Genomic DNA, 11,962 nt, shown 5'->3' with positions numbered 1-11,962 from the left:
TATATATGAAAAAAACACCTTCTTTTATTCTCCTTTTAACTCTTGTTTTAAATGGGAATCTTTTATTCGGGCAAAAAAGCAATTTACCAGAACCACCTAAAGGGAAGAAATGGGTTAAAATTGAAGCAGTGTCTGATGAATTTAACGGCAAACAACTAGATTCTAAGAAGTGGATTCCTTACCACCCTTATTGGACGGGAAGAAACAGCACACACACACCTTCTAATGTTTCCGTAGATAATGGGAATTTACAATTGAAATCAACACTAAGAAATGGTGCCTCAGATGTAAAAGCAGAAACAGTAACTGCTGCCTGCGTAACTTCAAAAAAGCGAAGCTGCTATTATGGCTATTATGAGGCAAAAATTAAATGTTCTAACATATCCATGACTTCAGCGTTTTGGTTTCAAGGAAATTATTCAGAAATTGATGTTATTGAAAACCTAGGTGCCCCATCAAAACCAGAGCGTAATGGCGTTAAAGACACCATGATGATTAACACACATTACTTTAAAAAAGGATGGGATAAAGACCTTAATACACCCATTAAATATAAAATGCCCAAACCAGCCGGAAGCACATATAACGTTTATGCGGTTTGGTGGAAAGATGCGAACACTTGCATTTTCTATTTGAATGGTAAAAAGGTTAGTGAAGTAGAGTTAAGAGGGCCGTTTAAGGAAAAACAGTATCTCTTCTTTGATACTGAAGTTTTTACATGGCAAGGGTGGCCAACAAAAGAATCTCTTTTAGATGATTCTAAAAACACGATGATGGTAGATTGGGTTCGAGGTTGGAAATTAGTTAACAACTAAACATAAAACTACAAATAAATGAAAGTGCTGCTAAAATCAATATCCATGGTTTTAATAACCATGGTTGCCTTTTCATGTCAACCAAAAAGTAATACCATATCTATATTTGTAGAGGAAGGTATTAAAGAAAAAGTAGCTTTCGGCCTTAATCAATTTGAAACCTTTCTCATTGAATCTGGAAACCAAACTATCATAACTAATTCAAAGGAAACAGCTCAAGTTATTTTAGAGTTGAAAAATTCTGGAAGTTCAGATGATGATAGTTTCACTATTACAAACCAAAACAACGTTATAACCATTTCTTCTTCACATAAAAGAGGTGTTTTCTACGGTCTTCAGGATATCACTGAACAATTAAAATCAGGAGAAAGCTGGAAAGATATATCTGGAAAAGCTGTTGATGCTCATTATAAATTTAGGGCTATTAAGTTCAATCTCCCTTGGTTTTCTTATCGAAGTGGTGAAAATTTAGCACTACATTATGATACTTGTAAAGACCTCAAGTTTTGGGAATCATTTTTGAACATGATGGCCGAAAATAAGTTCAATGTGTTATCGCTCTGGAATTTGCACCCCTATATGTTCATGGTTCAATCGGAAAAATTCCCTAAAGCAAGACCCTTTTCTGATGAAGAAATGAAGGAATGGCAATCGTTCTTTAAAACCATTTTTAAAATGGCTAAAGATAGAGGTATTGAAACCTATATTTTTAATTGGAACATTTTTGTGTCCAAAGAGTTTGGCGAAGCATACAATATTGGGGAATATTCAAAAGATAGTGGCTTTTGGGGTGAAGGAGAAACCAATGCGCTTCTTGAGGAATATACTAGAGAAATGGTATCTAAAACCATTAACGAATATGAAAACTTAACAGGTATTGGCATCACTTTAGGAGAACGCATGGGTGGTATGACTTCTGAAGAACGCAGAGATTGGATAAATAGAACCATGATTGCAGCTTTAAAAGAAGCCAACAGAGAAGTTAAATTATTCTACAGAGCACCCCTTTCCGCAGGATTATCAAGTCATGGAACGGTTAGTAAATCTACCGAAATATTAACAAGAGAAGCCATTGAAAGTATAGACATGGAGGATGATGTTTATCTTGGTTTCAAATACAATTGGTCTCACGGACATTCATCCCCAAAACTTTCCATAGTTCACGGCGGTATTTTAACAGACACATATTGGAACCCAAAACCTAAAAACTATAAAGGCGTTTATACTGTTAGAAATGAAGATTTCTTTGCACTACGTTGGGCACAACCGGACTTTATTAGAAATTATTTAAGCAACAATAGTCAAGACTATATTGGAGGTGCTATAATAGGCTCTGAAACATATATTCCCGCAAAGGATTATATTACTAAAGAAGAACATAGAACTTGGGATTATGCTTTTGAAAGACAATGGTTATTCTACAAAGTTTGGGGTAATTTGTTGTACAACAACTCTATTTCAGATGATTACTTTATAAATTCCTTAGAAGAAAAATTCAATATTGAAGACGCCACAGAACTATTGAATGCTTGGAAATTAGGTTCTATGAATGCCAATCGGGTGGCTAGTTTTCATAGAGGTACCTGGGACGCTACTCTTTATACCGAAGGCTTCACTACCATTGGAGGTAAGTTTATAGATATTAATAAATTCATCAATCATCCAGTATTAGATTCCAGCTATGTTAATATTAAAGATTTTGTTGCTGGTAAATTTAAAGAAGAACAAATAACTCCAATTGAATTAGCAAATATTACTGAAAAAGAAAGCAATGAAGCTTTAGCTTTTGTAAAGTCATTTAAAGAAAACCATCAGGACAATAAGCTATTACAGATCGAATTGAATGATATTGAAGCTTGGGGGCATTATGGTTTATATTTTGCCGACAAAATTCACGGAGGCACTTTTCTTGAAACTTACAGAAAGTTTGGTAAGGATGGAGCACAGTTTAAAGCCGTTAAACACTTGGAACAAGCAGCAGACCATTGGAAAGTTTATACAGAAACCATGGAACGCTATAATGTTTCTGAAATGCCCTATCAATTCGACCCTAAATTTTCTTGGCGAAAACATATTGCTGATGCTGAAAATGATGTTTCTATTGCTAAACAAGATTAATCACTTATCTTTAAGAAACTAACCTTAAACCAGTTAAAATGGCTTCGAAAAAAAACCTAGTTCCTAGAAGAGACTTTATAAAAACCTCAGCCTTAGGACTAAGTGCCCTGAGCATTGGGTTGCCCTTAAATTCAGCTTTGGCCACAAGTTGTGGTTCATCAGGTAAGGATAAACTTGGTATTGCCTTGGTAGGTTTAGGGAATTATTCAAAAGGTCAATTGGCACCTTCCCTATTAGAAACTGAACATTGTTATCTGTCCGCCATTGTTACTGGAACTAAAGAAAAAGAAAAAGAATGGGCAAAAAAATACAACATTCCTAAGGGGAACATTTATAACTATGAGAACTTTGATGACATCGCGTCAAATAAAGATATAGATATTGTTTACATAGTATTACCAAATTCCATGCATGCCGAATTTACTATTAGAGCAGCTAAAGCTGGCAAGCACGTTATTTGCGAAAAACCTATGGCAGTTTCGGTAGCAGAATGTAAGGCTATGATTAAAGCTTGTGATGACAATAATGTTAAGCTATCCATTGGATATCGTTTACAATTTGACCCTTATCATAAAAGAATCATTAACCTTTCTAAAGAAAACACGCTTGGTTCCATTAATTATGTGAATGCTGATTTTGCTTTTACCATTGGTGATCCAACTCAATGGAGATTAAAAAAAGATTTAGCTGGGGGTGGAGCTTTAATGGATGTTGGAGTGTATTGCATACAAGCCTGTCGTTATAGTTTTGGACAAGAACCAATTGCCTTAAGAGCTCAGGCCTTCAATTCGGGTAATGAAAAATTTAAAGAGGTAAATGAAACCATTACTTGGCAAATGGAATTTCCTGATGGAAAAATCTCTAACTCAACTACTTCCTACGCCATGAGTGTAAATAGCTTATTTGTGAGTGCTCAAAAAGGGAAGGCACAATTAATGCCTTCGTATGGCTACGGTGGCATAAAAGGTTTTATAAAGGATGAGATTTTAGAATTCCCAAAGTTCAACCAACAACAGGCTCAAATGGATGCTTTTGCACTTAATGTTAAAAACAACACCGATTCTATCGTTCCAGGTGAAGAAGGTCTAAAAGACATGAAAGTGATTGAAGCTATTTTTAAATCTTTAGAACAAAACGGAGCAAGAATTTTGATTTAATTAGCCTTTAATAATTGAATAAATAAATTTTCAGGGTACATTGTAAAGGAGAATTGCTCTTTTACATCTTCTGGTTTTACAGTCATTTTAAAATCAAAATGTTTACATAAAACCGATAGTAAAATTACCATTTCGTTTATTGCAAGTTTCATTCCTGGACAAAAACGAGGCCCACCACCAAAAGCTTTTATCATTTCAGGTGAATGATTTTGATGCATAGGACATTCCGATTTCAACCAACGCTCCGGACTAAAATCATTTGGGTTTGAAAAATATGCCTCATTGGTTTGGGCTACCTTGGTTTGAAGTATCACTTTTGTATTCTTTGGAATAGCAAAACCCTCTATAGTCAAGGTCTCTAAAGCTTCCATATAAAGTTGAGGCGTAGTTGGTTTTAACCTAATTACCTCCTGAACAACCGCATTGGTATACTTTAATTTCAACAACTCTTTATTTGTTTGAGGTACTTCAGAATTTCCATACACAGCATGAGCCTCGGCCCTAACCTTTTTAACTATTTCCGGATTTTGTGACAGAAAATAAATGGCCCAAGAAATGGAATTAGAGGTGGTGTCTTCTCCGGCCAATAACATGGTGAAAATGTTGCCATATATTTCTTCATTAGTAAAATCAACATCATTGCCATCAGACAAAAGAGCCTCTAAAAAGTTGGTTGGATTTGATTTCAGTTCTGGGTTCTCTACTAATCTTACTCGAGCCTCTTCAATAAACTGATAAATGATTTTTTCAATAGCAGCTATAGAACGCTCCAATTCTTTATCCTTTTTTCTTTTTATGACTTTCCAAAGGGGTATTGGTGCCGTAACGCGCTCATTTATCATTGGAAAAATGCACTCTAAATGCTGTTGAAAACTATCGGCCTTATTATTTATGGTATCCAACTCATACCCGAAAGCTATGGCTGTAGTAACATCAATGGTAAACGCCATGAGTTCTTTTTGAATATCTATTGGCTTATTGCTTTGAGAATAACCTTTGAATTTTCCTAAAAGTCGATTCGTTTTATCAAGAATAACATCATAGTTTTCTCTTACTTTTTTAGCATTTAAGGCTTCAGCGGTGATTTTTCTGTGTAGCTTCCATATGTCTCCTTCGGCATTAAAAACACCAACCACTCCCATTTCTCTGAGTATCTCATCAATTTTAGAAAAACGTCTAAACTTTTCTGGTCTTAGTTTTAAAATTTCAGCATTAATAATTGGGTTAGCGGAAACCACAAACTCTTTACCAACAAAATTAATTTTGAAAAGGTCACCACATTCTTCCACCCACCGTTCTAATACTTGATGTTTATTATGGGCATTAAACTGAGGTAAATGACCTACCAAGAAAGCTCCTTTAGGAGTTGGCAGGTCCTTTATTTTTATTTGTTCTTTATTCAAGGCTTCTTAAGTTAAGCTCCTAAATTAGAATTATATGTTTTGATGTAAAAGAAATATGTCTAATTATTTCTTTGTTACCCAAACTGCCCAGTCTTGGTCCTTATCTTTCGGAGGTAAGCCTAAAGATTGTTTTCCAGAACCTTTAATGGTTTTTACTTTTCCTTTTTTCAATTCACCACCAGTTCTTGGATTATACCACAAAACGGAATATTCGCCTGAATTATCTTTTAAATCAAGTGTAGACTCACCCCCATTTTTTAAGAAGACTACATAGCTTTTTCCCTCATGAGCCAAAACATAATCACCTTCCGAAGAAATTAAACTATCATTCGAAGTCATATCCTGTACAGGAATCTTATTATCATTAAAAAAGTCTAAACAGATTTTTCCTTGGTCCCAAAATAAATCTCTAGATCGGTAGTCCTGACACGTTAAATCTGAATGGTCATGCTTATAACCAAAATACCACTCAGTACCCCAAGCTCCAGCCATCATTGCGCCCCAAAGGCCATTTTTTCTTGCATTGTTATGTTCTGGATTGTCTTTATCTGGAACTAAAGAGTGTTGCGCATCACCTGGTTCATCACAAGCAACCGCCCAAGTTTTACCTTCAGCATCCGCTTCTTTTAAAATTCTTAGCACCTGCTTATGAACGTTTCCAAAATCAGTTCTATTGGTTTGTAAAGACGCTCCTGTAAACTTACTGTCCTTTCCATAAATTCCAGTATACCAGTTACCATTATGAATCACTATATGATGATTATAAGGGTCGATATTAGACACGTAATTAGCCAATGTTAATCGTCCTTGAACATCAACAGGAAATGTTCTCGGTGGATTTTGCCAATCTCCAGTTTCTTCACATAAATTCCAGTTTAACGCCAAATGATGTCCGAAACGTGCAATTAATTCCCGGTAGTACAGTTTGGTATAAAGCCCAGTTCCTCCATTATCTAAAAGACCTTGATTTTCGGCTTCCAATGTTTTAAAATGCAAAAACATCCCTAACTTTTCACCATGCGAAAACACTATTTCCCATTGGTCCAGCTTTGACACATCAAACCTGTCATAAGTATTATAATCTACATAAGGGAACACATTTTTATCATCACCTTCAATATTCATGGTAATAAATGAGAACACATTCATACCTTTTGAGGCTAAGTAATTAACCGCTCCAATGATATCTTTTCCGTTTCCGTCTTTCCAAGTTGGATCACCATCTTTCCAATCTTGTTCGTGAGCTTCCCAAGATTTTACTAAATCATCTTTTTTACCATCATTATGAAACGTACCATCAAACTCATCATAAGCTAAGAAATTCTCAGGTGCATCGGCTCCACATTTTAAGAAATACTCACCAGTTCCTGCAAATTTCAAGTAACGCTCACCAACATATTGTAAACGACCTTTGGCACGCATGTCTTTCCCTGTCTTGTCTGTATCAGTAACGGTAAACTCTCCTTCTTTTTTATCCATAAATCCTGCAGATTTCAATTTATTGGATACACGAACAGCTGCCCATTTATGTTTAACAAACCTAACTTTATAACTCCACCTCCCTATTTGATCAGGAGAAAAATGCACGCGCCAAACATTACCAGAAGTTGCTCCCGTATTAGCAGCATTACCGTCAGCCGCATAATAACCTGGAATTACATAAGTTTTACCAGACTCATGTTTGAAGGTTACATCTAATTTGTAGTTCAAAAACGGATTCTCCTCAGCATCTTCGGATGTTTCAGGTCCTTCAAAATTTAAAGTTACTTTATGCCATTTCTTAAGTTCTCCAATAATCTTTTGAGCATCACTAATCTGAAATGATAGAAATGCAACTATTAATAATAACAGCGATGTCTTTTTTGTTAACATGGTTTATTCCTTTTTATATAATTCTTCAATAGTCCAATACGAATCTCTTTCTTTAATACCTTTCTTCTTTTTAATGTTTTTGAATCGCCATTCGGGAACAGCACCGGCATCATTTAACTCACTTCTAATGTATGTTAATACATCTGCTAACCACTTATCTCCTTGATGTTTCATTCCTACCATGACACCAGAATATTCCTTACCGTCAATAGGTCCAGTTAATCCGTCCATTAAAATTTTAATGGCAACTTCCGGATTCCCTGTAACCCTAGGTGACCCCACTAAAGTTGGAGCTAATCCTTCTATGCCTTTCCCTTGGGGTCCATGACAAGCAGCACAAATGCTGGTATAATTTTTATACCCTTCAACTATAGCATTTTTTATTTGCCCACTTTTCAAAACATGCTTCTTTTTAAGTTGCTCAATAACGGGAGGCACTTCTTTTAAGTTTTCACTTCCTACCATTGCAACCACTTCGTTTTCAGAATGAGCATCCATAATTTCTTGAATAACGGCTTTAGTTTTATCCGTTTTATTGGTTCCAAAAGACCGAATAAGTTGAAGTGGAATTTCAATATCAGAATCTTCTTTTAAGCTAGACATAGCATTAAAAACAGTTTCATTACCTTTCTTTAGTAAAGGTTCTGATATTCTTAAGGCTGCTTGCTTAATTCTTGAATCTTCATCATTTAATGCTCCTACAAGCGTATTTTCTTCAATAGCACCTAAGCCGTCTAAAGTCCATAATGCATGTAATCTAGCTAATGGTAGATCATCTCCTTCTACTATTTTCTGCAACTTTGGAACGATAGATTTATCGTCTTTTAAAATAATTAGTTTTTGAGCTGTCAATCTATACCAACCATTATCATGACCTAAATAAGGCAGCAATTGCTCAGTTGACTTACTAAGTAGTTTTTCCTTTTTTGAAGGTTTGATATCATCATGTACAATTCTGTAAATCCTTCCTTTTCCAATATTTTTATCGAAGCCCATTTTCTCAACAACTGGACGTAAAAAACTTCCTTTTCTAACCCAGTTCCCTTCTTGAATAATTCCACGATACATATCAACAACATACAAACAACCGTCCGGACCTGTTTTCATATCCACGGGTCTGAAATTGGAATCAGTGGAGGCTAAGAACTCCGTTTCATGATAAGGATTACTCAAAACTGCTTTCCCATCAACATGTTCCACTTTGGCTCTTCGTATCAACCTCCCAACTGGTTCTGGAATGAATAAATCTCCATAAAGACTTGGTGGTAATTTATCACCTAAAAATATAGCTTGCCCACAACTTGCCGTAAAATGATTCAAGGTACCATCTTCTCTCAATCGTTTCAGCCCTCCTTGAACATCTGGCGTACCAATAATTGGCCATACAGCTTCAAAATCCTCTTCTTTTTGGCCCTTCAATTCTAAATTCCCATAAGATGGGTGCTGTTGAAATCCTAAAGCTGAATTTTCACCTCCTGCACTGGAATAATACAACTGCCCGACTTCGTCTTGAGTTAACCCCCATTGCCCACTTGGAGCATCCAACATAGTATCAGTTTCTATTTTATTATGTGCAAATTTATATCTAACAGAACCTCTTGAAAGATATAGCCAATTATCAATACCCCAAAGCATGCTAGCCGACTGATGTTCTAAATTAGCATTATCTCTTTTATGACTTTTTAGTAGTAGTACTTTTTCATCTGCCACATTATCTCCATCTGTATCTCGGTAACTCCACATATCTCGGTTATAGGTTTCTCCAACGATAAGTCTGTCATCTAAAGGCATAATAATTCTTGGTAATACCAGACTATCAATAAACACGGTGCTTTTATCCATTTTACCATCATTATCGGTGTCTTCTAAGACGGATATTCTACTCCAAGGCTCGTTTTCATCTGTCCCATCAATATCCTGCATATAAGTAAGCATTTCCGCTACATATAATTTACCATTGGCATCCCATTCCATAGCTACTGGTTCATTAATCATAGGTTCACTTGCAACCAGTTTCATACGGTAACCTTCTGGGAGATGCATGGTTTTTAAACTTTCCTCTGGCGATAAAAAATCTACAGAAGGAATCTTAACTATTTCTGGTTTTTCATAAATAACATCGGAATACTCCTTTTCCTTTTCTTTACAACTAGAAAGTAAGATAAAAACAGACAAAGCTGTTAAAAAGTAAAATTGGTTTAGTTTCATTTAATGCGTTTTAGTATTTGGCGCAAAATACTGCAATAGATTATTCATTAATATAAATTTTAACCCTTATCGTATAACATATGATTAATTATTCAAATCTGAAAAAGCTTAATCATAGGAATTTCAAACTTAATCAATCATAGAGAATCTTCAATTAAACTGATTATTCTATACTTGTTTTTGGTCTTTATTTCCAACTATACATATTTTACACAAAAAAAAGCGTACCGTAATTACGGTACACTTTTGAAAATATCTATGTAAAATATTTAAGCAGCTAAACTATTAGCATAAGCCACAACAATAATACCTATTACCATACAAGATAAACCTAAGTATAAAAAGCCCTTAGCCTTTCCTGAAGCCTTAACCCACTCTTTAGTTATAATACCACTCATAATTGCCGTTACAACACATGAGGTGTTAAAAATTGCATACCCCACTGTATTTCCACTATTACCGAGTTTATAAGCAGCAAAAGCAAATAATGCCGAAGCTCCATAATGGAATACAGCCATGATTAAAATTAACACGAAATTCTTACCAAAGGCAGGTGTTTTAAAATCTCCCCAAGCCTTTTTCTGAGATAATTGCCACAAGAAAAACGCTGTCATCACAATACCTCCACTTAAAAATATTGGGAACATAACCGCAACAGCCGTTACCCATTCTGCATTACCTGCCGCTTGAGAAGCTTCATGTAAATATGGTCTACCGGCTGCGTTAGCATAACTAAACCCGGTAGCTAATAACCCACCAATTACAGCAATTAAAATTCCTGTTACCATAGACCCCTTTCCAGTTTCCTCATCTTCTTTGGCCTCATCTTTCTCTCTTAACAGACCCGCTTTACCATTAGCAAAAATACCAACAAGTACTACTGCTAGTCCAATTAATACAGCCGTTAATACATTTGATTCTGGTAAGCCTTCTTCAATGTAAGGCAACAATGACCCAACCAAAATAATGGTTCCAATAAACAATGAAAACCCTAAGGATAAGCCAATATGATTAATAGCTTTACTCCACATCATTACACCAATTCCCCACAAGAATGAAGTTAAACCCATTTTAATCCAAATGTCTGTTGGCATGTTTCCGAAAATATCTCCGAAACCGTTAATTAGAGTTATAGAAGCAATAATTGGTACCACGAACATGGTTAACAAGAAGAATAAACTCCATGTGTTTTCGTATTTAAAATCTTTGGTAAATTTTTCTGGGAGCGCATATAGCCCCAGTACTAATCCAGCGAAAATCGCAAATAAAATACCTTCAATCATAATATTCAGTTTTTAGTTAGTATTAATTGGTTCTTATTTAAATTTAAAAATAGTAGTGGTTTTAAATGTCTCTCCTGCCTTTGTAATAGATCCTGGAGAATTTTCAATATTTGGTCCGTTAGGATAACGGTGTGTTTCACAACAAAACCCCCTGTACTTACCAAATTGAGTACCGTCTTCACGCTTTAAATCGTCTGAAGTATACTTTCCAGTATACAATAACATACATGGCTCAGTGGTAAATACTTCTAAGCTTAAATCTCCTGATGGATTAGAAACAATAGCTGTTTGTTGTAAATCGGAGTTCGGATTATCAAATACATAAAAATGTTCAAAACCATCACCCATTGCCGCATGTACATCTGCTATACGCTTGCCAGTTCTTAAGTCATCTGCTTTTCCATCAAGGTTTAAAATCACACCTGTGGCTGCGCCCGTATCATCAGTTTCCAATCGTGTATTAGTATTCACTTGGGCCATATGATTTTCAACTGTTTCAGAGAAACCTGATAAGTTGAAATACGTATGATTTGTAAGTGATAATGGTGTATCTGCATCTGGAGTTGCTAAATAATCTATGCTTAATTCATTATTATTATTTAAACTAAATGTTACAGAAACCTCAACATTTCCAGGATAGCCTTCTTCTAAACTTTCACTTGTTAACCTCATTTTAAGTGCAGCACTAGCCCCGTCAATATTAACTTCTTCTGAAGACCATATTTTCTTATCAAAACCAACTGCACCACCATGTAAATTGTTTGGCCCACAGTTATCTGCTAAACTATATTCTTTCCCATTCAAAGTAAATTTCGCATCTTTTATTTGAGAGCAATAGCGTCCTACCGTACAACCAAAATATGGTGCATTATTCTTGTAATCCTCTGCAAAATAACCTTCAAAAGTATCAAAACCACAAGCCACTTCTCTAATACCACCACCTTTTACTGGCACTTTTAAAGAAGTAATTGTAGCTCCGTAGTTCATTATTTTAACTTCCATACCATTATCATTTGATAAAGTATATTGCTCAACAGCTATATCGTTATAGTTTCCGAAATTGGATTTTGTGGTACTCATATATGTCTTTTTTAGTTAAGTTTATT

At 35.3% G+C, this 11,962-nt stretch carries 8 protein-coding genes; 3 read left to right on the top strand and 5 right to left on the bottom strand.

What is annotated here, in order from left to right; translation table 11 throughout:
• Positions 1–5: 5 nt before the first annotated feature.
• From FUA22_RS01755 to FUA22_RS01745, 3 genes are read left to right on the top strand one after another with little or no spacing between them, the layout of a single operon-like run.
• The gene (locus FUA22_RS01755) at positions 6–815 is read left to right on the top strand and encodes a LamG domain-containing protein (protein ID WP_147765977.1); all 810 of its coding nucleotides are present in this window, start codon (positions 6–8) and stop codon (positions 813–815) included.
• An 18-nt stretch (positions 816–833) separates the two neighbouring features.
• Positions 834–2,933 (top strand): hypothetical protein, encoded by a 2,100-nt coding sequence (locus FUA22_RS01750; protein ID WP_147765975.1) that lies wholly within the window; start codon positions 834–836, stop codon positions 2,931–2,933.
• 38 nt (positions 2,934–2,971) lie between these two features.
• A complete protein-coding gene (locus tag FUA22_RS01745) occupies positions 2,972–4,090 on the top strand; it encodes a Gfo/Idh/MocA family protein (protein ID WP_147765973.1) in 1,119 nt (372 codons plus the stop codon).
• Here FUA22_RS01745 and FUA22_RS01740 read toward each other — a convergent pair.
• The 5 genes from FUA22_RS01740 to FUA22_RS01720 all read right to left on the bottom strand — a co-directional run bounded on the left by FUA22_RS01740 (position 4,087) and on the right by FUA22_RS01720 (position 11,936).
• On the bottom strand, positions 4,087–5,493 hold the full coding sequence (locus FUA22_RS01740) for a cytochrome P450 (protein ID WP_147765971.1): 1,407 nt from the start codon (positions 5,491–5,493) through the stop codon (positions 4,087–4,089). The genes FUA22_RS01745 and FUA22_RS01740 overlap by 4 nt on opposite strands.
• A 63-nt stretch (positions 5,494–5,556) precedes the next feature.
• Positions 5,557–7,365 (bottom strand): DUF5060 domain-containing protein, encoded by a 1,809-nt coding sequence (locus FUA22_RS01735; protein ID WP_147765969.1) that lies wholly within the window; start codon positions 7,363–7,365, stop codon positions 5,557–5,559.
• A gap of 3 nt (positions 7,366–7,368) precedes the next feature.
• Positions 7,369–9,573, bottom strand: a complete 2,205-nt coding sequence (locus tag FUA22_RS01730) for a DUF7133 domain-containing protein (RefSeq protein ID WP_147765967.1) — start codon at positions 9,571–9,573, stop codon at positions 7,369–7,371.
• A 269-nt stretch (positions 9,574–9,842) separates the two neighbouring features.
• Positions 9,843–10,856 carry an L-rhamnose/proton symporter RhaT gene (locus FUA22_RS01725; RefSeq protein WP_147765965.1) on the bottom strand — a complete coding sequence of 338 codons (1,014 nt, stop codon included), beginning with the start codon at positions 10,854–10,856 and terminating at the stop codon, positions 9,843–9,845.
• Between the two features lie 33 nt (positions 10,857–10,889).
• Complete coding sequence (locus FUA22_RS01720; RefSeq protein WP_147765963.1) at positions 10,890–11,936, bottom strand: aldose epimerase family protein; 1,047 nt, start codon at positions 11,934–11,936, stop codon at positions 10,890–10,892.
• Positions 11,937–11,962 lie beyond the last annotated feature (26 nt).

This window comes from Seonamhaeicola maritimus, from assembly GCF_008056315.1.
Classification (GTDB): Bacteria; Bacteroidota; Bacteroidia; order Flavobacteriales; family Flavobacteriaceae; genus Seonamhaeicola; species Seonamhaeicola maritimus.
This window is presented reverse-complemented; position numbering and strand designations above follow the sequence as displayed.

Coding starts and splice junctions, on each gene's coding strand:
- FUA22_RS01755 (WP_147765977.1), top strand. CDS start 6: ATGAAAAAAACACCTTCTTTTATTCTCCTTTTAACTCTTGTTTTAAAT.
- FUA22_RS01750 (WP_147765975.1), top strand. CDS start 834: ATGAAAGTGCTGCTAAAATCAATATCCATGGTTTTAATAACCATGGTT.
- FUA22_RS01745 (WP_147765973.1), top strand. CDS start 2,972: ATGGCTTCGAAAAAAAACCTAGTTCCTAGAAGAGACTTTATAAAAACC.
- FUA22_RS01735 (WP_147765969.1), bottom strand. CDS start 7,365: ATGTTAACAAAAAAGACATCGCTGTTATTATTAATAGTTGCATTTCTA.
- FUA22_RS01730 (WP_147765967.1), bottom strand. CDS start 9,573: ATGAAACTAAACCAATTTTACTTTTTAACAGCTTTGTCTGTTTTTATC.
- FUA22_RS01725 (WP_147765965.1), bottom strand. CDS start 10,856: ATGATTGAAGGTATTTTATTTGCGATTTTCGCTGGATTAGTACTGGGG.
- FUA22_RS01720 (WP_147765963.1), bottom strand. CDS start 11,936: ATGAGTACCACAAAATCCAATTTCGGAAACTATAACGATATAGCTGTT.